This window comes from Pedobacter albus, from assembly GCF_036324255.1.
Taxonomy (GTDB): domain Bacteria; phylum Bacteroidota; class Bacteroidia; order Sphingobacteriales; family Sphingobacteriaceae; genus Pedobacter; species Pedobacter albus.
In genome coordinates, this window is sequence record NZ_JAZDQT010000001.1 from 1829132 (window position 1) to 1851164 (window position 22033).

Consider the following 22033-nt stretch of genomic DNA (forward strand, 5'->3'; position numbering starts at 1 on the left):
AACCGCAATCGCGCTATGATTTTGTTTTTTTAATGCTCTCACTTAATGTTCTATAGATTTCTAACAAATGTGGATGTTGCAACAGGAGCTCCTGATGCGCTTTTAGGGTCTGTTCGTCGCTTCTGATGGCAGGCCCGGTTTGTACGGCCAAAGGCAAAGCATGCTGTACCTTGGAGGCTGTTTCGTTAATCAATGGGCGCAGGATATCGAACTCCAACCCGTTGGCTTCCAAGAGCTGTTCGCCCAAGGCATAAAGATGATTGGTAAAATTGCAGGCAAAAACGGCTGCCAGGTGCAGGATTTTCCGCTTATCGCTGTCTACTTCCAATACACGATTGCTTAATTTGATGGCTACCTGCTTCAATAGCTGCATCGAAGCTTCGCTGTTGGCTTCCAAACAAAGCGGAATATCGTCAAAATTTAAAGCTTTGCTTTTAGAGAAGGTCTGCAAGGGATAAAATACGCCGTAGTTTGCAAATTTCCCGGCGAATACACTCATCGGCACCGCCCCGCAGGTATGGGCAACCAAACCCTTAAAACCGGCCAGTTGCTCGGCAATGCCTGCCACGGCATCGTCTTTAACCGCGATTAAACAAAGTGCGGCTTGGTGATCAACTTCGTCGAGCTTGGCAATGGCTTGCGCACCTACCTGATTGGCCAATTGAACGGCATTGACGTAATGATAAGACCAAACCTGAGCCACGGGCAAGCCAGCCTTTTTTAAAGCAATGGCCAGGTGCGTAGCAACATTTCCGGAACCTATAATTACAATTTTCATGCAGCTCGTTTTAAAAAGTATCATGAGCTGCATGACGACTAGAATTGCAAACCCATGATGGTGGTTGTTAGTTAGCCTTCAGCTCCTTCTTTCTTCTAAAGATAGAGATCAGGAAGCCGATAACCATTACGATGGTACCTACCCAGTACAAATTGATGTAAGGGAATTCGATCGATTTGAATACCAGCCAGTCTTTGGCCTGTTGCGGTTTTTCGTAAACCATCAGTTCGAACTTGCCTTGGTCTGGCAGAACTTTGGTAAACCTGAACCTTAAGCCCAATTCGTCTACTTTTCTGGCGAAATCGAAGGTATTATTGCCCTTCACCATAAACAAGGGCTCGGTTTTATATATCTTGCCACTTACGTTAATTTCTAATGGCAGACCAATAGCCAAATCGCCTGGAGCAATAGTCAAGTCTTTTACTACCGGGTTGCTGTTGATTGGTTTTACCGTAAGTACGGCGCCATTGATGTGCAAGGTATCGTTAACGCCCAAAGTAACCACACGAGGCGCTTTGTAGTTTTCGTCTTCAGAATGTCCCTCGTGTTCGCCATGCTCTGATTTCTTCTCGGCAGCACTGGTAATGTGAGTATAGATATCGGTGGTGAGGTAATGTTTGGTATCTGGCGAAGCCACCATTCCCATCTTGCCATTCTCTTGGATATTCGGGTTCAAATCGAAATCTTCCTTAACCTTTCCGGTTTTTTCGTCGATTTTCTTGAAGTTAATTTTGTAATAGGTATTAGGCGCTATGGTCGTATCGCTGAGGTAAGTAACGGTATATTCGCCCATTTTCTTAGGCTCGTTCTTGTACAGCATGATATTTTCGCCTGGTTTTTGGTTTTTTTCAAAATCCCTAACCGGAATAAATTTGTCTTTGTTAACCGAAATCGGCTTACTGGTAGCCGCCGCCACCAAGGCACCCAAAAGCAAAATGGCAAAACCGATATGTGCAATGGCCGAACCGATCAGCTTGCCGCCTTTGCCTACAAATGCGCCCGATAAGATCCTGGCATTGGAAAGCACCGCAAAAACGCAGCTAAAGGTAAGCAACACGTACATCAGGTTGGTATAAACGTTGGTTAGCCAAACAAAGCCTCCGGTAATGACCAAAGAGAATACAAACGACGAAATTAAGCTGCTGTAAAATTTGCGCGGATCAGTACGTTTGTATTTCAAGAACTGCGAAAAGCCTGAAATTAAGGTAATCAGTACGGCAAAAGGTGCCTGCCATTGGTTATAATATTGGATAGCTCCTACTTTAGGCGGTGCAAAATTGGTTCCAAAAGCCCTATTGAATACCGGTACCGAAGTGGTAAAAATAATCTGCAGACAGGCAACCGTAAGCACCAATGCACCGATGAACATCCAAAACTCGCGAGAGTAGGTTTCTTCGTCTTTATGGGTAATCGGCAATTCTTTCCAGCGGGTAACCACAAAATAAACCGCGATAACCAAGAAGATGACATTGTAGGCAATCAGGTGGCCAAACATGCCCAAATCGGTAAACGAGTGTACCGAAGTATCGCCCAAAATACCACTACGGGTTAAGAACGAGGCGTAAAGCACCAATAAGAAACTCACCAAAATCAACACCATGGCCGTAAAAAAGGCATGGCCGGTGTTTTTATAGGCAATGAGTACGTGTACGCCGGCAATTAAGGTTAGCCAAGGAATGATAGAAGCATTTTCTACCGGATCCCAAGCCCAAAAACCGCCAAAGTTGAGGGCCTCATAAGCCCAGAACGAGCCCATAATGATACCGGTACCCAAAATCATCACGGCAAACAAAGTCCATGGCAATACGGGTTTAACCCATTCTTTATAGCGTCTTTGCCAAAGAGCTGCAATGCCGTAGGCAAAAGGAACCACCATACTGGCAAAGCCCAAGAACAAGGTTGGCGGATGGATTACCATCCAATAGTTCTGCAACAATGGATTTAAGCCGTTTCCGTCGGTGATGAATTTCAAATAGTTTTTATAGTTTTCGGGATCGTTGAAAACCATTGGCGCAAATTCCTTCAGGTTTTTGGCCTCTCTTAGCAGGATGAAAGGCGAACTGCCAAAGCGTTGTCCGAAAACCTCTACGCCCAAAAGCATGGAAGTTAATAAAGCTTGCGAGAAAGCCACCACGGTCATTACGCTGTTTTCCCAGGTTCTGGCCTTCCAAATGAGGATGGCACCCAAAATAGACTGCCAAAAAGCCCAAAGCCAGAAACTGCCCTCCTGTCCTTCCCAGAATGCCGATATGATGTAATAAACCGGCAGGGTTTTAGAAGAGTGCTGATAAACGTAGTTATACTCGTAATAGTGGTTTAAAATCAGGTAGAATAAGATCGACCCGATGCCGATTATACTCACTAGGTTGGTTAAGAAAGCGATACGGCCTATTTTAGCCCAAGATTTGTCTTGCAGGTCCTTGTTTTTAACCGCAAAGAAATAAGCAATTGCAGAGAGCAACGAAGAGGCAAATGCCAGCACAATAAAAAATTGGCCGAGTTTGCCAGGTAGGAGATTCTCTCCAATAAATTGTATGTCCATTAAGATTTCTTGTATTGTTTTACCTGACCGTCCTTACTCACTTCAACCATATTGTCGTTGTATTTAGAAGGGCACTTCATCAATATTTTGGTGGCATAAAAAGTATCGTCTTTCATTGCACCAATAAGTACCAGTTTTTCGGAACGTTCAAAATCTTGAGGCTTAGTACCGTTAAGTACTACTTTTTTCACTTCGCCTTTTTCGTCTTTCATGTAAAAGGCAAAATGATTGGGATCTTTAACGGCATCGTAATAAGTGCCTTTGCTTTTTTCCCAATGGCCCATTACATGTTCTTCTTTTTGAGAAACAGCAGCTTCCTTAAAGTTAGAATAGCTGTCGGTATCTGCGTTTAAGCTAACCAAAAAGCCAATGCAGATGGCAATTGTAATTAAACCAATAATAGCACTTTTTTTCATGTGGGCTTAGAAAATTAAAAATCCTGACCACAAAGATAAAAAAACTAAGGCAGCGGGCTATTGGTAATGCACAACGTGACAATTAATTGATAGTTCTAGCGTTATTTAAATTCATCCTTAATAAGGTTAGGCAGGGCTTTTCTCAGCTTTTCTACTTTTGGTCCGCAAACATTGGCTACATAAGCCTGGTTGGGATTGAGGCGCACATAGTTCTGGTGATATTTTTCTGCCGGATAAAACACTTCAAAAGGCTTTACTTCGGTTACGATTTCGCCAGGATGAAATTGTATGCGGTTGTATTTGGCAATGGCAGCTTCAATCAGCTTTTTCTCTTCGGCATTGTTGTAAAAGGCAATGGAGCGATAGCTGGTGCCTACATCCGGCCCTTGCCTGTTCAGTTGCGTAGGATCGTGCATCACAAAAAAGGCATCGAGCAATTGCGAGAAGCTGATGACACTGGGATCGTACACCACCTGTACCGATTCGGCATGCCCGGTCTGCTCCGTGCCCACCTGTTCGTAGGTTGGATTTTTGGTAGTTCCTCCGGCATAGCCACTAGTGGCCTTGATTACGCCCTTCAGTTCTGAAAATCCTTCTTGGATAGACCAGAAACAACCACCTGCAAAAGTAGCCACCTGCTCTTTGGCCCCAGGCTTTGGCAAAACTGCCAGTTTTTTATCTTCTCCATTGCTGCAAGCGGTTAAAAACAGCAGCAGCATTAAAATTCCTGATATCTTTTTCATTTGCTTAAGATTGAGTAGTGCGTATTCAGTATAGCGTATGGCGGTTGGCGTTTAATATATCGCAATACGCAAATCGCTCTACACTATACGGTTTAATTATTGTTAGCATGGCGGTTGGCGAATAGTGTATAGCGATCCTTTAAACGCTTTACGCGAAACCCCAAACGCTCTACCCCAATATACGAGCTAAATGCCTTATTGTATTTGGCCGATTGTCATTTGTAAACAATAAAAAAGCCCCGCGAAATTTGCGAGGCTTTCCAAAAAATATGATTTCGGTTTAGCTTATGGCCAAACGCCCAAGTTCATGTAAGAAATGGCAATCTTATCGATAGAGTTTACAAAAGCCGCGGTTCTCAATGTCTTGGTAGCCGGCTTGTTCATTAATGTTTCTCTAATTTCGTGGTAAGAGTGGATCATGGTATCTTCTAAACCAGAGTTTACCAATTCCATTTCAGATGCGCCTTTTACAATCATTAAGCGGTGCTCGGCCGGAATGGTTTTTCCGGTTAGGCTCTCTAATGTATTGATCAGGTTGGCATTCGAGTTTTCGGCGTAACGGTTTTCCATACGGCCAAAAGCTACGTGCGAAAGGTTTTTCAACCACTCGAAGTAAGAAACGGTTACACCACCAGCGTTACAGTACATATCTGGAATGATGATACCGCCCATTTGGGTAAAGATTTCTTCAGCTTCTGGGGTACAAGGACCGTTGGCACCTTCGGCAATGATCTTAGCCTTGATGTTACGGATGTTCGCACCAGTAATTTGGTTTTCTAAAGCTGCAGGAACCAAGATATCGCATTCTTGCTCCAAACCTTCGCTTGAATTTTTAAAATCGGTTGCACCTGGGAAGCCTAAAAGCGATCCTGTGTTTTTACGGTGAGCAAAAACCTCGTCGATGTTTAAGCCATCGGCATTGTAAATAGCGCCTTCGAACTCGCAAACACCTACAATCGTTGCGCCAAACTCGGCCAAGAACTTGGCTGAGTGGTAACCTACGTTACCTAAACCTTGTACGATTACTTTTTTATCGCCCAAACCGGCTTTGAAGCCTAGTTTCTGCATGTCTTCGGCTACCGAAACGCACTCGCGCACCGCATAGGCAACGCCACGACCGGTAGCTTCTTTTCTGCCACGGATACCGTGCAAGGCAATAGGTTTACCGGTAACGCAACCCAAGGCATCTAAAGAACCCGGGTTCATGGTCATATAAGTATCGGCAATCCAGCTCATTTCGCGTTCGCCAGATCCGTAATCAGGGGCAGGCACGTCGATACCAGGGCCAATGAAATTCTTTTTGATCAATTCTGTAGTATAGCGACGGGTGATGGTTTCCAACTCCGCTACTGAATAATTTTTAGGGTTGATGCAGATACCGCCTTTAGCACCGCCAAACGGCACGTTAACGATTGCGCATTTATAGGTCATCAACGCTGCCAAGGCCATTACCTCGTCTTCGTTAACCATATCGCTATAGCGGATACCGCCCTTGGTTGGGCTCATGTGGTGCGAATGCTCAACGCGCCAGGCGTCGATTACTTCAAAACCGTTTCCCCTGCGGATAGGGAATTGGAAACGATAAACACTGTTACACGCTTTTATCTGGGCCAATAAACCTTCGGGATGCGAGGTAAACTGGGCAGCACTGTCAAAGTTCATGCAGACATCTGCAAAAAAACTTGTCTCGTTTGCTTTACTAGCCATTAGTACTTCTTTAAAAATTTTGAATTTTCTTCTTTATGGGTGCAAAATTGCATCAAAATAAACCACTATTGCAAACAGAAATTTGCTTAGTGTATATCAAACACCTTATTAAAAAGGCTAAAAGATTAGGCTTATGATGTTTAAAATTAGTTTTTGTCGGCAGATTTTTTTTCTAACATTTTTAATCTTTTGTCGAGCGCGAAGAGATAGCCCAACAAACCAACCAAAATTATCACGATACAAACCACCACAACGTAGATTTTTCCGTTGCTGCGCAGGGCATCGGCCATTTCTACTTGGCTGCCTTGGGCAAACAGGTTAAGGGTGGCCAATAGCATTAACAGGGTGAAAGTTATTTTCTTCATCTTTTGATTTTATTTTTAGGGGTGATGGACCACCACGACATTAAAGTTGTTTATTTTCTAGGGAACGGATTCTGAAACGGATGGTATAGATCCAGTAGCCGATAATAGACCAGCCAATAAAAGCCGGGTAGAGCACCGCCCTCATCCTATCGTCCAAATCGTAAGAGTTAAAGCCCGGATTGCCACCGTTGCCCGGGTGCAGCGAATCAGACAGGCGCGGCAACACCATGATCAGCACTACCATCATCGGAAAGGCAAAAATATTGTAGATGGCCGAAATCTTGGCCCTTTTCTGTTCTTCGTCAATCGAGTTGCGCAGAATGAGGTAGGCAAAGTAAAGCAAAATGGCAATAGCCGTAAAATTCTGCTTCACATCGAAGCTCCAGAACTGGCCCCAGGTAAACTTGGCCCAAACAGCACCGGTTACCAAGCCCAACAGGCTAAAAACAACACCCACGTTTACACTTTCTACCGCCCTCAAATCGTCGCTTTCTTTACCATACAGCAAATATTTAACGCTGTAGAAAATCGAAATCGAAAACAGGGTAAGCATGGCAAACCACATCGGTACGTGGAAATAGAGGTTTCTGATGGTTTCGTTTAATATGGCCAAACGCGGAACGCCTAAAAGCAATCCTGCTATTGCCGTATAAATTACAAGGCCGGCGCCTAAAATTTTCCACCAGGTTTTATGCATACAAGTCGAATTTTGAGCGGTAGAACTTGCGAGGGATTGGCCAAATCACTTTGCCACCATTAACCTTCGCCATTTCTGTCGTTTTTGTTTAATCTGCCAAAGTTAATAATCTATTGTTTATAATATCGCAAGGCTTGCACACATTTGGCATAAAATACTTTAAAATGACCATTTGGCCAGCAGAAGGCAAAAAAATGCGGGCACCTTGGCCCGCATTACTGGTTTGTTCATTTTTAAGGGATCAGATCACGATAGACGTCGCCGTTGCCGAATCTATTCTCCAGCCCAAAGTCGGACTTCCCGATACCGTAACATAGATATAGTATTCGTAGTAAGAGCCCGCCACATAGCCTTCAAACTTGTCTACATTAATGGTTCCCGGCGAATGCGAAACACTGGTGAGGTTAATGGTGCCCAGCCCCTGTATGGTGGCTTGTACGCCGGTGTAAACCTGTCCGGCAGTATAGCTGATGCTTGCCGATCCGGGTACGCCGTTATCGGCCGTAAAATTTTCGGTCACCACAATTGGCGGCCATACTTTACGCAGCTGCTTAGGCTGGTTCACTTCTGGCTTAAAGCCACTGAAAAGGCAAAGAGCGGCCGTTAAAGCCAATACGAGGTAACGTGCTGTTGTTTTCATGTTTTTTAGGTTTGAAGGGTGAATGATTGGAGAATTTGCCAAGCCTAAAAGCATCCGCCCAGCGACTTGGCTTATGACAAGATTCGAAAAATTAAGCTTATTCGGAAAAATAGATGCACACAATCGTTTGCGTACAACTTATTGCCCAACAACAACTTAACAACCCTGAAAGCTACTGAACCTGCAACAACAAAACACCAGGCATAATTTGAACTAGCCCAAAAACCAGGCATCAATCAAAAATCAACACAATCGTTTGACAAGCAGTTATTTACAAGAAAAAACGATTAATCTCGCCACAAATAAGGAAAAAGCAGCAAAGATGCGGTCATTACCAAGGCATTGATAACCAGCATGAGCCCAATCTCGTCTAAACTCACGCTTCGATCTAGCCCATCGATGGCATTTTTGGCAAGCTTGATGAGCACGATAAGTACAGGAATGATTACCGGAAAGCTCAGGATAGCCATCAACATACCCCCATTACCGGCTTTGGAGGCAATGGCCGATACCATGGTAAAGATGGTGGCAAAACTCAGGCTGCCCAGCACCGTGGCCACCAAATACATCAGCACATCGGCCCCGTTTGGAAAATTGAAGACCAAGCTGTAAAACAACAAGGCAATCAGCGTTAGCCCTATCATCAACAAGCTGTTGTAGACCGTTTTGGCAATAATCAATGCCACCGGACTTACCAGCGTGTAAATATACAAGTGCCTGCCCCTGCTCTCCTGCATAAAGCTTTTGGCAATGGCATTGATCGAAGCAAAAAGCATGATGATCCAAAACAGGGCATTCCAGGTAAGTTTCGGGATGCTCACAAATGACAGGAAACAGACAAAAACAGTAGAAACCACATAAAGCAAAACTCCGTTGAGCGCATATTTGGAACGCCATTCTAAGAGAATTTCCTTTCTGATGAGGTGTTTAACCTGATGGATGAGCTGCATGGGGCAAAGATAGCAATTCGAGTCTATAGTCAATGGATTCATGGCCCATGGACTAAAAGCCAAAGCCTAAAGATGGAAGGTGCAAAGAGAGAAAAATGGCCGAAATACTCAGCTTTCCTAAGGCGCCTCAGGTGGTAAATGAAGAAACCATTAAGGCATTTAGTCTGTTGTTATTTTAATCCAAAAATTATGTCAAACAATGGCAAGCTGAGTTTTCCTAAGGCGTCTCAGGCGGTAAATGAAGAAACCATTAAGGCATTTAGTCAGTTTGCGGTTTCGAGCTTCAGTGGCAGTTTGCGATTTCCCTTCAATCAACCAATGAACTAATCGCTAAAACTCGTAAAAAACCGAAAACTAAGTTTTCCTAAGGTGTCTTAGGTGGTAAATGAAGAAACCATTAAGGCATTTAGTCAGTTTGCAGTTTTGAGCTTCAGTGGCAGTTTGCGATTTCCCCCTCAATGAACTAATCGTTAAAACTCGTAAACAACGGAAAGCTGAGTTTTCCTAAGGTGTCTTAGATAGTAAATGAAAAAACCATTAAGGCATTTAGTCAGTCTGCAGTTTTTAGATGCAGTGACAATTTGCGATTCCCTCTCAATGAACCAACGAACTAATCGCTAAAACTCGTAAAAAACCGAAAACTAGGTTTTCCTAAGGCGTCTTAGGTGGTAAATGAAAAAACCATTAAGGCATTTAGTCAGTTTGCAGTTTTGAGCTTCAATGGCAGTTTGCGATTTCCCCCTCAATGAACCAATGAACTAATCGTTAAAACTCGTAATATTGTATATGGACAACTATTGTAGCGTAGTAAAAAGCCCCATTGGCGATGTGCTCATTTTTGCAGACCAGCAGGCCGTAAACGTAATTACCTTTGCCAAAAAGGACATTACCGGACTAAGCCCCAATGCAGTAAGCGAAAAAGCCGCACAGCAGCTCCGCTCCTATTTTGATGGCCAGCTGCAGGAATTTGATTTTCCCATGGCGCAAACCGGCACCGAATTTCAGCAAACGGTTTGGCAGGCCTTACTGACTATCAATTATGGCGATACGATTTCGTACCTTAAATTTTCCGAACAGCTGAACAACCCGCTGGCCATTAGGGCAATTGCCGCAACCAACGGTAAAAACAATATTGCCATTGTGGTGCCTTGCCATCGGGTAATTGGCAGCAACGGCAAGCTGGTGGGCTATGCGGGCGAACTTTGGCGCAAGCAATGGCTGTTGGAACATGAAAGAGAAATACTTGGAAAAGGACAAATGAGCCTTAAATTTTAAAATGAACCCTTACCTAGACATCGCGCTGAGAAGCTTATCTGTTTACGCCTTTATGCTGGTGGCCATTAGGCTAACCGGCAAAAAAGAGCTTTCGCAACTGAACACTATTGACGTGGTGCTGATTTTACTGATCAGCAATGCGGTACAAAACGCCATGGTTGGCGACAATACCACTTTGCTTGGCGGATTGGCCGCGGCAGCCGTACTTTTTATCCTGAATTTCGTACTCAAAAAACTGCTTTTCAAAAGCCAAAGATTGAGGGATCTGATTTTGCAGCATCCAGAAATACTGATCCACGATGGCAAACTGAACTTCAACAAACTGAGCCACCTAGGCATCAGCGACGAAGAGTTGAAAGAGGCCATGCGCGAACACGGTGTAGAGCATTACAAAGACGTAAAACTGGCCATTTTTGAAGTAGATGGCAACATCAGCATCATCAGTGGCGAAAAAAACCTCAAGCAAACGCACTTTAAGCGCAAAAAGATACACAAGACCTTGGGGCTAAACGAATAGTCTTAAACCACCCCAAATTTTTCAATGAGCTTGTCTTTTTGAATTCGGGCTACCTGCAGCTGTTTGTTGTTTTCCATGGTCAGCAGGCAATCGTTTTTGTTAAAGTGCTTTACCTTGTTCAAATTGATGATGTACTGCCGGTGGATGCGAAAGAAATGCCTGTGTTCCAAGATTTCCTGTACGTCTTTTAGGGTTTTAGAAACAATAACCTTTTCGCCATCGAGCAGTACCAAAATCGAATAATTGCTGCTGGCCTCCACATACAGAATTTCGTCCAGATTGATAAAGACGATGCCACTGAGGGAACTCACGGCTATTTTGTTCACTTGCGCCAACTGTAGCTGCTTCTGAAAAATATCCAGTTGCATTTCGGAAGGCTTACCAACATCGACCGCTTTTTTGACGGCCTCCATTAAATCGGCCACATAAATGGGTTTCACCAGGTAATCCAACGCACTGAACCTAAACGCCTTAATGGCAAATTCGTTATAGGCCGTAATAAACACCACGCTAAAGCTAAGTGGCATGAGCTTCTCCAAAAACTGAAAACCGTTCAATTCCGGCATTTCAATGTCCAAAAAAACAAGATCGGGTTTTAAAATCTCCACTTCTTCCAAGGCCCGCAAAGGACTGGTAAAAGCAAAAACATCACCAATCTGCGGACAGTATTTTTGCAATTGGATGCGCAACAGGTTTACGCTATCCTCCTCATCATCAACAATTACTGCGGTTAACAATTTCATACCAGGTGGATGTTGATAGACACCAAGGTTCCGGCCGGCTCATTGTTTTCATCGTATAAGTCTTCGATTTGGAGCTTGGTATCGGCGTTAAATTTCTGATTAAAAATAGCAATCCTTTCGTTGGTAATCAGCGTGCCGTATGATTTTTCTTTTTCGGCGGCCTTGCTGTTCAGTTCGGCAGCCTTGGCACGGCCTATACCATTGTCTGCTATGGTAATATGGAGCGTTTGCGCCATCAGGTTTTGGCTAATCTTGATAATGATGCGCCCTCCTTCGCTTTTGTGCATCAGGCCGTGCCATATCGCATTTTCCAAATGGGGTTGGATCAGCATCGGCGGAATTTCTATAAAATCGATATCTACGTTTTCCTCAATATCGAAAACATAGTTCAACTTGCCCTTAAAACGCATGGTTTCCATTTCCAGATACAGTTTGAGCACAGCGATTTCTTCGGCCAACACGATCTTCTCTTTTCTGGAGTGTACCAGCGAAAGACGCATCAGTTGCGAGAACTTACTCAAATAACTGGAGGCCAAAGTACTGTCGTTTTTTTCGATATAGAGGTTGATGGAATTGAGGCAGTTGAAGATGAAGTGAGGGTTCATCTGCAGTCGCAAAATCTTGTGCTCGTTTTCGGCATTTTTGATTTTGAGGTCGATCCGTTCTATCTCGCTTTGCCTATCCCGGTAGGCCAGCGCCGTTAAAAACAGAATGGTATCTATAACAAAAGCAATCGTTACCAGATCTACATATTTGGTAATGGCCGTATACCAATCCGGCAACCGGTAGATATTGAACCATTTGGGGGCCATCGTAAACAGCAGCGCTATCGAAATGGTGAGCAGGCCTATAAATGCAAACTGCAGGTAGCCCCTATTGGGTTTTGGCCGAGTATGGTAACTCAGCAAAAGCGTAAAAATAAGAAAGGGCAGAGAACTGTAAATCCATATAAACTTGGTAATGGAGCTAAATTCTGGCCATGCATAATGTACAATCATCACCGCGATCATCAAAACCCATTGCACCAGACAGAAATTTGAGAGCGCATGCAGGAGCTTGTTGTTTTTAACCTCTAAAAACTTGGCCAAAAAAAGGATATAGAAAAAATTCTGGGGCACAAATGACAAGAGAAAGATAAAATCGTTATTGAGCCCAGACAACCAGCTGGTTTCGAGAACGATGGCATCAACCTGTAGCGAATATCTCAAAAACAAGGAAATAGAAGCCAGGGCATAATACAGGTAGGCAATATCCTTACGCTGGAAAAAATACTTGAGGCAACAATAAATAAATACAGCAAAATAAAAGCCCGCCACCCATAATTTGATATTTCTGAAGATGGCCGGCGATGCCACCTGCTCGTCGATTTTCTCCCGATAAGCACTATCAAAGGTTTCGATGGCCGGATGTTGGGGCTTGATATTGTAAATGTATTTGCTGTTAAGCAAGTAAAATTCCTGTCGTTGTCCTTGTTTTAGGGGCAAATTGATGCGCCAATAGTCGCCACCGATGGAAAGATCGGAAATCCGGGAGCCAAAGCCACTTTGCCCAAGTAAACGCAGTTGTTGCCCCCTTCGCTCATACAATAGGGTTTGTTGCATCTTATCTGCTACTTTGAGCAACAAGGTGGTATCGTTTGGGTAATCGTTTTGGATGCTGAAGCGTATCCAATACTGCAACACGGCATCTGGAAATTCGTACAAAGCCTTGAGGCTGGTATCCAAAGGCTTCCAGTTGAGTGCAACTAAATCAGGCAAAGTTTTACTGTTGCTCTTTTTCGAAATGGCATAATCGGCCTGATTTAAAAGGCTAATGTGTTTGGTAGTGGCGCTGACGAATATGGGCTTGCTGTCTTTTTGCGCCAAAACCTGGAGGCTGGTCAGCAAGATAAGCCCTAAAAACATTGATATTTTTAAACATGCGCTTTTTAGCGTCCCCATAAAGAGAGATTTTGGTATTTAAAGATAACCAGAAAAAGCAGCAAAAGAATCTAAAATTGAGTGGGATTTGCCTTTGCAATTGTGAGATGGCCAATTTGCTGTTTAGGCTTGGGACCGAAAGCGGTCTGCGCTTAGGCACAAGGTGCACTTTTCATTACACTCAACATAAGCAATAGCCTATCACCAAAAGCGTACACCTCACTCAATTACCTCTTTTAATACCATCAGGCTTGATAGCTTAGTATAACAAAACAAATTAAAGATGCGTTTCCATTGGTCTATTTTATTGGCATTTGCACTGTTTTCATGCCCTAACTTGGCTAAATCGCAGGATTTCAGCTTCACCTTTATCAAAAAATTCAAGGACGAAAAAGAGATCCAGGCCGTTGCCGACAGTTTGAAAACACCACTATTGATTACCGAAAACAAAATTTACGCCATTGGTGGCGACTGTATAACTCGCGAGTTAGGAGGCGATGCTACTGGCCGAGAGGAAGATGGCGATCAAAATAATCGCGATAAGGACGGGAATATGAATAACCGGGAAAAGGGAGGTGGTGTTGGCGATAGAGATAAAAAGGGCAAAGCCAGCCAACGGGGTAAAGATGGCGATATCCTGGGAAGGGATAAAGCTGGGAGCACCAACCAACGAGATCAGGATGGCCAAAGCAGTATAGGTACGAGGTGCGGCGTAACCAAAAATGGAAAATTGATGCTCTATACGCGTGAAAGCATGAACGCTAAACAGACCAAAATCTACTACAATGGTAAATATTACTCAAACAAATATTACAAGATTATACAATTATGAGAATGAACAAAGCCCTTTTACTGTTATTTATGCTACTATATGGAATAAATAGCTTTTCACAATCTGCTAAAGTAGAGATTGAACGCAATAAACTGGTAAGCGACATTACCATCAAAATAGAAAATTCGGGAAAAGAATTGGTAAAAGATAAAATGTTTACGCTACAGGAGATGGGTTTTGAGGCCAACAGCCCTGGCGGTTTTTCGGCCGCCAAAGTATCGCAAATGACAGAAGTTGCTACAGCAATGAAAATGTTCAAAAAAGACAAGGTGATAAATTACGATATCATTATTAAGAACAGTCGATATCCAAAACCATTTTATGGCAAGATTGCATTTTTTAATGTGTTTAGAAAAAGTGAAATGGATGCGGTGGCTCGTTACAGGGAAATAAGTATTGATGAATCGTATTTTACCAGCGCAACGCGTGGTCGTGTAGCAATTACCTATGAATACGCTACGTTAACCGGAGCTTTCGGCAAGACAGCAAAATGGCCTACGTGGATCATTATGATGAGTGACGAACCTTTTTAGACGTGAACATCATCTTTAATCAAAATCAGCCATCATGAAAAAATACATCCTCCTTACATTTATCCTCTTGCAAACAGCCTTTGTGTTTGGGCAAAGTGCCCAATGGGGGCCATGGACTTCTGTTTCGTGCTATAAAGGCATTCAATATAGCGTGATGAACCTGGGTTTTAACAAAAGTACAAACAGCTATTGGTGGAACGTAAGATGGAAAAATAATTACTCGAAAGCCGTAAGCTTTGATGGCGAAGTAGTAATTGCCGGCGAAAACTCTTTACACGGCGGCTTTGGAAACATACAGCCTGGCGGTACGCAAACCTATACTTCTCTCCCCTATAAATCAAGTTCGATTAATTTTACCGTCCGTGTAACCAAGGTTTGTTTTTCGGATAGATATGGTGGTTGTAGCACCAACCTGGAAGGCTACCCCAATTATGCCGAATGCGACAACGGAACGCCAAATTATAAGATCAATCCTAAAAAAACCGCCAACAATTCACAAGGCGGTCCTTCAACAACAGCCGGTGCCAACTCACCAAACAATCAAGCCCCGAGTCCAGCACCTGCAAGTAGCCAAAATCCCGTTTACAACAATACGCCGGTTAGCCTACCTACCTACACGCCACCTGTTGCAAACACCAACAACAATCAAAGCGCTGTTAATGCCCAAAGAAAAGTAGACGCCATTAATCAGCTTGGCCAACAAGCCGTCAACCTGATCTCGTCTATTCAGGCGGATGCACAAAGGCGCAAAGAAGAAAAAAAGATTGAGGCCCAAAATGCGGCTATCGAAACGCAGAAAAAAGCCGAAAGAGCCATAAATACGCTAAAAGATCCAAAGTTCTTTGAAACCTACTGCGATTTTATTGTGGCCAACGTAGAAGCCATCGGTTTTCCCTATGCCAAAATATCGAAATACAAAGAAGACGAAAAACTCAAATCTGTTACTATCGATTTTGCCAACAATGTTCAGGCAGACATTAAACATTACAGGTTAGCTGATGGGGATATGCTTTACACCGTAGATTTTACCACAAGAAACCTGGTACACGGCAACCATTTGGCAAATTCGCAATTGTTCGAATTTATGAAACAGTTCCATTTTTTCGAATACAATGGCTATACCAATTACAATACCAGCAGCAGTACGGTAAGCGGTGTTACTTATTATTGGTACAGGTTTTCAGACTTGTTCAGAATGGATAAGAGCCAACCGTTTACCAACCTCTACCTGCAAGGCTATAAAACCGATAAGTATGACGGGGCATCAACCGAGATAGGCAAATACAAGACAAGTGCAATGGATGAAATTTCAACGCTCGTGAACTCGGAGAACGCAGGCGCTAAAGCTTACACCATAGCCAGCAAATACGAGGACATGAAAGATTACGAAAACGCGGTTAAATATTACATCATCAATTACAACAATACCCCTGAAGAAAAAAGGAGCTATTGGCTCACCGAAAAAATAGCAGACCTCTATTACAATAAAGAAAGGCTGGATAAAAAGGACAGCGCTGCAACGTGGCTAGCCCTTACCCTTAAGTACATGGAAAACGACCCTAAAAACAAGGATGACATTGGAAAGCCAAAAGGCAATTGGTTCGACAGCAAGTATACTACGCTTTTGTATAACTATGGCAATTCGGTAAAAAAAACGGACGGAAAATTAGCCATCGAAATTTATCTAAAAGCTGTTAGAGAAGGCTTTACTGGCGCATACACTGCAGTTGGAGTAATATATGAACTAGGTACGGGCGGCATAGAAAAAGACTGGAAACAGGCAGCAGCCTATTATGAAAAAGATGCCGATAAGAAAGGTGGCAAAGCGATGTACTATTTGGGGCAGCTTTATGAAAAAGGCGGGCCAAACCTGGAAAAGGATGAAAGAAAATCGGAAAAATGGTTTAAGATGGCCTGTAAAACCGATAAACAGTATTGCAAATAAAATCGGACAAGCTGAACATTATATTACAAAGCAGGCGAAATATTTGACTTCTTTTAACACTAATATTATGCTCCAGTTCAAAAAAAACACTTTAATCCAAACCATAGGGTGTATAGGTCTTTATTTTGCGCTATGTACAAATGCCTTTGCCCAGCAATACTCCAGTTCAAACCCTCAGTTTGGCTGGGGACCTTGGACCCAAAACCCTTGCTACAAGGGCATTTATATCCGTGCACAAAAAGCTTATTTTAACAAAAGTGCCAAACAATGGTACTGGAACTGGCAAATACAGAACCGATACGACAAAAGGGTTGCCATCAGCTGGGTATTTTATGACAGTACCAAAGGAAAACCTAGTCAAACCAATGCACGCCACACCTTCGAACCCAAAGAAATTTGGAAAAACGGCAGCTTCGGCAGCGAAACAGAACTTTCGTGGCTCTTTGAGAGTGCTTGTTTTGCTTTTAAGACCGTAAATGGAACTTTGCTCGACGATTGTTCAAGTGACCCAGCAACCTATGGAAAAGGTTATTATTATGCCGAGTGCGATAACGGATTACCCAATTACCAAGCCTACAACGGCACAACAAAAGGCACAACCAGTATAAGAAACCAACAGAACACCCCTGCTCCCGCTAACCAAAACACCATTTACGATTCGCATTCCGAAGTGGTCCCAGCAAAATTCAATGGAAATTTAGGGTCTTTTATTGGTCAAAATCTCAAATATCCAGAACAGGCTGCCGAAAATGGTGTTCAGGGACGAGTAAACCTTAAACTCATTATCGAAACCGATGGCACTATTAGCGCTTCGGTAATAGATGGTCCCGTTGCATTGAGAGCCGAAGCATTAAGAGTTGTTAACCTCACTAGCGGCAACTGGATCCCGGCAAGCCAAAACAACAAAAGGGTAAGATACTCGCTTACCCTCCCCATAACGTTCAATTTAAGCGATTAACAGCCATGAAAACTCTCATTTCCAAAAGCTTTTTGATTGCGCTATTTTTGATAGCCTTACAGGCAAACGCCCAAGTAAAAAAAGTTCCTGTAAAAAAAACAGTCGCCTCAACCAAGGCCAAATCTGCCAACACAGCCCAAGCTTCTTCAAAAAACATGGCTTTGGCATTGCTAGGCATTAATGTAGAACAAGCCTCTCGACTGATCAGCAATGAATTGAAAGCCATAGGCATTCAAATTGAAAGTATAGGCGAAGAAGCCATCTACGATGAGGTAAAAAATGGCAAACAAACCGGAAAATTACTGCAAAACCGAACCTCCCTTGTATGCAACAACCGTACACAAATAGACCTGATTGCCGACCCAAACAATGTGGTACTTCATGTGAATTGGTTTTTAAACGACGTCTTACATGACGACTACATCAAAATTGAAAGATTGTTAGGTTATCAAAAGTGGCCTGTAATAACTAAAAGCGAAGAATTCAGCAGCTATTTGAACAATAACCTGATTGCCAATGTAAATTACTTTGGAAGCAGCGAAAACGACGCAACCAAACTCACCTATGCCATCCATTTAAGCAAAACGGATCGCTTTAATGCAGTCATTTTGCCATCACCGTTCATCATCGATTCGATAACCGTTCACGATAATGCAGAGGAGACTGGCCAAAACGTTGTACAGTTTTTAAAGAGTCAAGGCCTTAAATTTCTCTACAAGTCCACAAGAGAAATTTTAATCAACATGGAAGGCGATGGCCTGGCAAGCGCAGCTTCTTATGCCACAACCTATATGTTTGCAGAGGGTATGCATGTAAATATACTCACCAATAAATATCAGCAACTAGATGAAATCAACTTTTATTTCACCGACCCATTGGTACATCATAAAATCAAGCGGCTGTTTAATCTTGGCAGCTGGACAAAAGAAAACGAAGGAGATAACGAGGACGATATCGTTTACAGAAAAGACCATTTGGAATGCACGAACAACGACAGGGAAAAATCTATAGCGTTTACGATTGCCCCTTTCATTAACGACATCGAAACGCGCTACCAAAACACCACTCCTATGGCGGCGAGCGCTTTCATAAGCTATTATTTTAACATGGAAAAAGACAAGCTGAAAAGCTATTTAGCTAAAAACTATGTAAATATGGCCGACGTGAGCTGGAAAAGCAGAAAATTAACCTATCGGGCAAATGCCAATCCCTTCCATGTGTTTTTTAAATCACCTGCCGATTCGCTTTGTTTCGCCGCATACGAATACGATTTAAGCGACACCAAATCGCGTATTGCCTATTTTTCTACCGGCGACCAGGCTTACCTCGAAAAAATGAAAGCCGAAATCATGGAATTGGAAAAAGACAAGAAATCTAAATTTATTGCAACTTATAGCGAAAAGTCAAGTGCCACATCAGGCATGAATTACATCATGATCTTTTCGAAGGCCCAAGAAGCCATACTTACCGAAAACAAACGCAAACAGGCCGACGCAGAACAGGCACAAAAACAACGCGAAAAGGAACTGGCAGCCGAACAGGAACGTTTAAAAGCCGAAAAGGCCGCCAAAACCGCTGCCGACATTCAAAAAGTAGGCGACATTCTTATACAGGGCATACAGCAAATGAAAAAGAAAGGGAACAATTAGCTTGATGATAGGAAGCCAATGCTGGTTTAAGCCTTTTTGATCATCTCCAAACGCTCTTTCTTCACGCTTGTGGCCAAGAGGATTACCCCAACCATTAAAACAATCCAACCCCATTGGAAATGAATGGTTTTAGACAGCATTCTGTCGAAGAATTTGGAACCAAAATAATTATGTACCTTGAACCAAACCGCAATGACCATTAACACACTCCAAATCAACGTAATGATGGCCATCACCCTAAAAGCACCAAGTGCACGTATAAAAAGCAACAACGCGGTTAAGCCTAAAACAGCCATAGAAATATAAAGCAGCCTTGGGTCGGCTTCATATAAAGTCCAGTTGCCCTTTAAAGGAATCCTTAACATGGGTGAAATGGTAATGGCTATGGTGGCCAAGAGCAATCCTATATAGGCATTGATTTTTTTAACGACTAACATTTTTAAGTGATTACGCTGGTTTAATGATTTAGATGGTTTGGAATGCTAAAGTTACAATGTAAACCGAAGATTTTGATAGGAATATTTCAATTGCCCGATTGTTAAATTGTTAGACTGGTTAATCATTGAATTGGTTAATTGCTAACTGTTTAAATTGTTGAATTGTGCTTACTGCCAACTGAAAACGGACAACTGTAAACTGAATAGGACCAACTGCCAACTAGCCTATCTCCTGGTATCGATACCCATTTTATCGGCAAAATGCGCGCAATAATCGCGTAGGTCTTCTACAATATTTGTTTCGCCGGTGGCTTTCAGAAAACTGTCGCCCATGGTTTGCAGGGTTTCATAAAAGAAGCGTTTCATCTCGTCGACAGGCATATCTTTGGTCCAAAGGTCAATGCGCATCGAGTTTTTATAATTGTGGTCCCATAAAGCCAAAATCATCGATTTTACCGGAACCTGGTCTTTGTTTTCGGCATCGGTACTTTCCCAGAGAATTTGCTCTGGCATGTTTTGATCGTCTAGTTCTACGGTAATCTTGATTTCTGCTTTTCTCATTGTATATTGTGCTTACGCGATTTTAAAAGTGCAAATATGCTGATTTTGGCAAGCATATTCCAGTGCCTATCGTTTTACTTTTGTAATATTAAAATCAGAATGGCAGTAGCCGCGATAAACAGCATTTCTACCATCCAAATGCGCTTCAGGCTTTTGAGGGCAAACCTAAAAATAAGGTCGCTTACAAAAGTTACCACCACCAGTGCCAACAGCAGCCATTTGTAAAAACCGCCAAAATTTACCTGTCCCTTACCTGTAGCTGGTCCAAAAAAACTGGCTACCAACAAAGCCAAGCCCAAGGCAGTGATGATATTTAAGGGTGTTAATCTGAATTTCATGATTTAAAACGTTTGGCCTTTTTAAAGGGCTTCTTACCTGCTTTGGCCTTCGCTTTTTCTCTTTCGCGCGCTTCGATCTGCTTCGCGTTCTTCTTCTCGTGAAAAGCACCTTTAAAATCAGGATCCTCTTTGCGCTTCTGGTTGTCTATTTCGCGAGCCAAATGCTGGCGTTCTTCGTAAGGGGTTTCCTCCACAAAAACTTCGTCAGGAATGGGCAAGCGGGTAATGGTTTGCCTGATCAGCTTTTCTATTTTTTTGAGGTAGTATTTTTCGGCCTCGTTGCAAAAAGTAATGGCATCACCGGTGGCAAAAGCCCTGCCGGTACGTCCGATACGGTGCACATAATCTTCCGTTACAATGGGCACATCAAAGTTAATCACATGACTTACGTCGCTTACGTCGATACCCCTCGATGCCACATCGGTTGCCACGAGTATACGGATATTACCCTCCTTGAAATCGTTGATGGAATTGATGCGCGTATTTTGGCCTTTGTTGGCATGGATTACCCGAACGGCATCTTCGCCAAACCTGCGCATCATATTGCTATAAATGTTATCGGCAACGGTTTTGGTTTTGCAGAAAATAATCAGGCGATTAAAAGCCTCATCGTCTTTCAGCAAATGCTGCAACAAATTGATCTTGGTCTTAAAATTGGGCACTTCATACAGCACCTGTGTTACCGTACTGGCCGGGGTGGCCTGCTCGGCTACCTGAATTAAAGTAGGATGCTTCAGAAAATCGCCCGCAATTTTATGCACCAGCTCGCTCATGGTGGCCGAAAACAACAGGTTTTGGCGTTTGCGTGGCACAACTTCCAAAATACGGTGGATAGAACCGATAAAGCCCATATCCATCATTTTATCGGCCTCGTCGAGCACCAAAAACTGCAAATATTTAGGATTGATATCTCCCGACAGGTAAAGGTCTAAAAAGCGACCCGGCGTAGCAATCAGGATATCTACACCCGCTTTGATTTGTTCTTTTTGGGTTTTAGGGCCAATGCCTCCAAAAATAACCACCGTCCGCAAATCGGTATAAGTAGCAAACAATTTAACCTGTTCGGCAATTTGCATGGCTAGTTCCCTTGTCGGCGCCAAAATCAGCGCCCTTGGCGAATCGCCTTGTGCATATTTCAGCTTCATGAGCATGGGCAGCACATAAGCCGCGGTTTTGCCCGTTCCGGTTTCGGCAATGCCAAAAATATCCTGGCCAGACAGCACCGGCGAAATAGCTTTTTCCTGGATGGGCGTGGCTACCGTAAAGCCTGCATCGGCAACTGCATTTAAAATCTGCCTGTTGAGCTTGAATTCTTCGAATGATTTTGCCATAGCGTGCAAAGATAGCAAATCTTAGTTAAGGTGGAGGGTTGGAAGCGGAAGGCGGAAGGTGGAAGGTAGAAGGTCGAGGGCGGAAAAGCAGAAGGCTCGAAAATTGGTTGTCCAACATTCAAGCCTTCTCTCGTTTAACCTTATTGTAAACAGCCCA

21 protein-coding genes and 1 pseudogene are annotated in these 22033 nt (G+C 43.1%); 7 read left to right on the forward strand and 15 right to left on the reverse strand.

Annotated features, from left to right (window positions below; genetic code table 11):
• Positions 1-13: 13 nt before the first annotated feature.
• The 9 genes and pseudogenes from VRU48_RS07565 to VRU48_RS07605 all read right to left on the reverse strand — a co-directional run bounded on the left by VRU48_RS07565 (position 14) and on the right by VRU48_RS07605 (position 8838).
• On the reverse strand, positions 14-778 hold the full coding sequence (locus VRU48_RS07565) for a Rossmann-like and DUF2520 domain-containing protein (protein WP_330107314.1): 765 nt from the start codon (positions 776-778) through the stop codon (positions 14-16).
• 67 nt (positions 779-845) lie between these two features.
• Complete coding sequence (locus tag VRU48_RS07570; protein ID WP_330107315.1) at positions 846-3320, reverse strand: heme lyase CcmF/NrfE family subunit; 2475 nt, start codon at positions 3318-3320, stop codon at positions 846-848.
• On the reverse strand, positions 3320-3736 hold the full coding sequence (locus VRU48_RS07575) for a cytochrome c maturation protein CcmE domain-containing protein (protein WP_330107316.1): 417 nt from the start codon (positions 3734-3736) through the stop codon (positions 3320-3322). The genes VRU48_RS07570 and VRU48_RS07575 overlap by 1 nt, the downstream gene beginning before the upstream one ends.
• 101 nt (positions 3737-3837) lie before the next feature.
• Positions 3838-4479 (reverse strand): peptide-methionine (S)-S-oxide reductase MsrA, encoded by a 642-nt coding sequence (gene msrA / locus VRU48_RS07580; protein ID WP_330107317.1) that lies wholly within the window; start codon positions 4477-4479, stop codon positions 3838-3840.
• A 285-nt stretch (positions 4480-4764) separates the two neighbouring features.
• Positions 4765-6186 carry a Glu/Leu/Phe/Val family dehydrogenase gene (locus VRU48_RS07585; RefSeq protein ID WP_199141559.1) on the reverse strand — a complete coding sequence of 474 codons (1422 nt, stop codon included), beginning with the start codon at positions 6184-6186 and terminating at the stop codon, positions 4765-4767.
• A 146-nt stretch (positions 6187-6332) separates the two neighbouring features.
• The gene (locus VRU48_RS07590) at positions 6333-6551 is read right to left on the reverse strand and encodes a CcmD family protein (protein ID WP_199141558.1); all 219 of its coding nucleotides are present in this window, start codon (positions 6549-6551) and stop codon (positions 6333-6335) included.
• 40 nt (positions 6552-6591) lie between these two features.
• Positions 6592-7266, reverse strand: a pseudogene (gene ccsA / locus VRU48_RS07595) (cytochrome c biogenesis protein CcsA); the annotation flags it as partial.
• Positions 7267-7489: 223 nt separating this feature from the next.
• Positions 7490-7888: a hypothetical protein gene (locus VRU48_RS07600; RefSeq protein ID WP_330107319.1), complete on the reverse strand. Its 399-nt coding sequence runs from the start codon at positions 7886-7888 to the stop codon at positions 7490-7492.
• A gap of 287 nt (positions 7889-8175) precedes the next feature.
• A complete protein-coding gene (locus tag VRU48_RS07605; RefSeq protein WP_330107320.1) occupies positions 8176-8838 on the reverse strand; it encodes a heme exporter protein CcmB in 663 nt (220 codons plus the stop codon).
• A 786-nt stretch (positions 8839-9624) separates the two neighbouring features.
• On the opposite strand from VRU48_RS07605, the gene VRU48_RS07610 reads away from it, so the two are divergent.
• A complete protein-coding gene (locus VRU48_RS07610; protein WP_330107321.1) occupies positions 9625-10113 on the forward strand; it encodes a methylated-DNA--[protein]-cysteine S-methyltransferase in 489 nt (162 codons plus the stop codon).
• 1 nt (position 10114) lies between these two features.
• Positions 10115-10630: a DUF421 domain-containing protein gene (locus VRU48_RS07615; RefSeq protein ID WP_330107322.1), complete on the forward strand. Its 516-nt coding sequence runs from the start codon at positions 10115-10117 to the stop codon at positions 10628-10630.
• Positions 10631-10632: 2 nt separating this feature from the next.
• Here VRU48_RS07615 and VRU48_RS07620 read toward each other — a convergent pair whose 3' ends face one another.
• On the reverse strand, positions 10633-11373 hold the full coding sequence (locus VRU48_RS07620; protein WP_330107323.1) for a LytR/AlgR family response regulator transcription factor: 741 nt from the start codon (positions 11371-11373) through the stop codon (positions 10633-10635).
• Entirely contained in the window at positions 11370-13277 is a 1908-nt protein-coding gene (locus tag VRU48_RS07625) for a sensor histidine kinase (protein WP_330107324.1), read from the reverse strand. Before VRU48_RS07625 ends, VRU48_RS07620 begins: the two co-directional genes overlap by 4 nt.
• 298 nt (positions 13278-13575) lie before the next feature.
• On the opposite strand from VRU48_RS07625, the gene VRU48_RS07630 reads away from it, so the two are divergent.
• From VRU48_RS07630 to VRU48_RS07650, 5 genes are all read left to right on the forward strand, one after another.
• On the forward strand, positions 13576-14124 hold the full coding sequence (locus tag VRU48_RS07630) for a hypothetical protein (RefSeq protein ID WP_330107325.1): 549 nt from the start codon (positions 13576-13578) through the stop codon (positions 14122-14124).
• A 2-nt stretch (positions 14125-14126) separates the two neighbouring features.
• Positions 14127-14657, forward strand: a complete 531-nt coding sequence (locus tag VRU48_RS07635; protein WP_330107326.1) for a hypothetical protein — start codon at positions 14127-14129, stop codon at positions 14655-14657.
• 34 nt (positions 14658-14691) lie between these two features.
• Positions 14692-16602 (forward strand): SEL1-like repeat protein, encoded by a 1911-nt coding sequence (locus tag VRU48_RS07640; RefSeq protein WP_330107327.1) that lies wholly within the window; start codon positions 14692-14694, stop codon positions 16600-16602.
• Positions 16603-16669: 67 nt separating this feature from the next.
• The gene (locus VRU48_RS07645; RefSeq protein WP_330107328.1) at positions 16670-17560 is read left to right on the forward strand and encodes an energy transducer TonB; all 891 of its coding nucleotides are present in this window, start codon (positions 16670-16672) and stop codon (positions 17558-17560) included.
• Between the two features lie 5 nt (positions 17561-17565).
• Complete coding sequence (locus VRU48_RS07650; protein ID WP_330107329.1) at positions 17566-19209, forward strand: hypothetical protein; 1644 nt, start codon at positions 17566-17568, stop codon at positions 19207-19209.
• Between the two features lie 26 nt (positions 19210-19235).
• On the opposite strand, the gene VRU48_RS07655 is transcribed toward VRU48_RS07650, so the two are convergent.
• The 4 genes from VRU48_RS07655 to VRU48_RS07670 form a co-directional block, all read right to left on the reverse strand.
• Positions 19236-19646, reverse strand: a complete 411-nt coding sequence (locus VRU48_RS07655) for a hypothetical protein (RefSeq protein WP_330107330.1) — start codon at positions 19644-19646, stop codon at positions 19236-19238.
• Positions 19647-19871: 225 nt separating this feature from the next.
• Entirely contained in the window at positions 19872-20207 is a 336-nt protein-coding gene (gldC, locus tag VRU48_RS07660; RefSeq protein ID WP_330107331.1) for a gliding motility protein GldC, read from the reverse strand.
• A gap of 74 nt (positions 20208-20281) precedes the next feature.
• Positions 20282-20545: a hypothetical protein gene (locus tag VRU48_RS07665; RefSeq protein WP_330107332.1), complete on the reverse strand. Its 264-nt coding sequence runs from the start codon at positions 20543-20545 to the stop codon at positions 20282-20284.
• Positions 20542-21876 carry a DEAD/DEAH box helicase gene (locus tag VRU48_RS07670; RefSeq protein WP_330107333.1) on the reverse strand — a complete coding sequence of 445 codons (1335 nt, stop codon included), beginning with the start codon at positions 21874-21876 and terminating at the stop codon, positions 20542-20544. The genes VRU48_RS07665 and VRU48_RS07670 overlap by 4 nt, the downstream gene beginning before the upstream one ends.
• Positions 21877-22033 lie beyond the last annotated feature (157 nt).

What these genes read in the sequence shown, in the direction of transcription:
- VRU48_RS07665 (WP_330107332.1), bottom strand. Translation starts at nt 20,545, where the DNA reads ATGAAATTCAGATTAACACCCTTAAATATCATCACTGCCTTGGGCTTG.
- VRU48_RS07630 (WP_330107325.1), top strand. Translation starts at nt 13,576, where the DNA reads ATGCGTTTCCATTGGTCTATTTTATTGGCATTTGCACTGTTTTCATGC.
- VRU48_RS07590 (WP_199141558.1), bottom strand. Translation starts at nt 6,551, where the DNA reads ATGAAGAAAATAACTTTCACCCTGTTAATGCTATTGGCCACCCTTAAC.
- VRU48_RS07620 (WP_330107323.1), bottom strand. Translation starts at nt 11,373, where the DNA reads ATGAAATTGTTAACCGCAGTAATTGTTGATGATGAGGAGGATAGCGTA.
- VRU48_RS07605 (WP_330107320.1), bottom strand. Translation starts at nt 8,838, where the DNA reads ATGCAGCTCATCCATCAGGTTAAACACCTCATCAGAAAGGAAATTCTC.
- VRU48_RS07585 (WP_199141559.1), bottom strand. Translation starts at nt 6,186, where the DNA reads ATGGCTAGTAAAGCAAACGAGACAAGTTTTTTTGCAGATGTCTGCATG.
- VRU48_RS07610 (WP_330107321.1), top strand. Translation starts at nt 9,625, where the DNA reads ATGGACAACTATTGTAGCGTAGTAAAAAGCCCCATTGGCGATGTGCTC.
- msrA (WP_330107317.1), bottom strand. Translation starts at nt 4,479, where the DNA reads ATGAAAAAGATATCAGGAATTTTAATGCTGCTGCTGTTTTTAACCGCT.
- VRU48_RS07640 (WP_330107327.1), top strand. Translation starts at nt 14,692, where the DNA reads ATGAAAAAATACATCCTCCTTACATTTATCCTCTTGCAAACAGCCTTT.
- VRU48_RS07570 (WP_330107315.1), bottom strand. Translation starts at nt 3,320, where the DNA reads ATGGACATACAATTTATTGGAGAGAATCTCCTACCTGGCAAACTCGGC.
- VRU48_RS07575 (WP_330107316.1), bottom strand. Translation starts at nt 3,736, where the DNA reads ATGAAAAAAAGTGCTATTATTGGTTTAATTACAATTGCCATCTGCATT.
- VRU48_RS07565 (WP_330107314.1), bottom strand. Translation starts at nt 778, where the DNA reads ATGAAAATTGTAATTATAGGTTCCGGAAATGTTGCTACGCACCTGGCC.
- VRU48_RS07625 (WP_330107324.1), bottom strand. Translation starts at nt 13,277, where the DNA reads ATGTTTTTAGGGCTTATCTTGCTGACCAGCCTCCAGGTTTTGGCGCAA.
- VRU48_RS07645 (WP_330107328.1), top strand. Translation starts at nt 16,670, where the DNA reads ATGCTCCAGTTCAAAAAAAACACTTTAATCCAAACCATAGGGTGTATA.
- VRU48_RS07655 (WP_330107330.1), bottom strand. Translation starts at nt 19,646, where the DNA reads ATGTTAGTCGTTAAAAAAATCAATGCCTATATAGGATTGCTCTTGGCC.
- VRU48_RS07635 (WP_330107326.1), top strand. Translation starts at nt 14,127, where the DNA reads ATGAACAAAGCCCTTTTACTGTTATTTATGCTACTATATGGAATAAAT.
- VRU48_RS07650 (WP_330107329.1), top strand. Translation starts at nt 17,566, where the DNA reads ATGAAAACTCTCATTTCCAAAAGCTTTTTGATTGCGCTATTTTTGATA.
- VRU48_RS07615 (WP_330107322.1), top strand. Translation starts at nt 10,115, where the DNA reads ATGAACCCTTACCTAGACATCGCGCTGAGAAGCTTATCTGTTTACGCC.
- VRU48_RS07600 (WP_330107319.1), bottom strand. Translation starts at nt 7,888, where the DNA reads ATGAAAACAACAGCACGTTACCTCGTATTGGCTTTAACGGCCGCTCTT.
- gldC (WP_330107331.1), bottom strand. Translation starts at nt 20,207, where the DNA reads ATGAGAAAAGCAGAAATCAAGATTACCGTAGAACTAGACGATCAAAAC.
- VRU48_RS07670 (WP_330107333.1), bottom strand. Translation starts at nt 21,876, where the DNA reads ATGGCAAAATCATTCGAAGAATTCAAGCTCAACAGGCAGATTTTAAAT.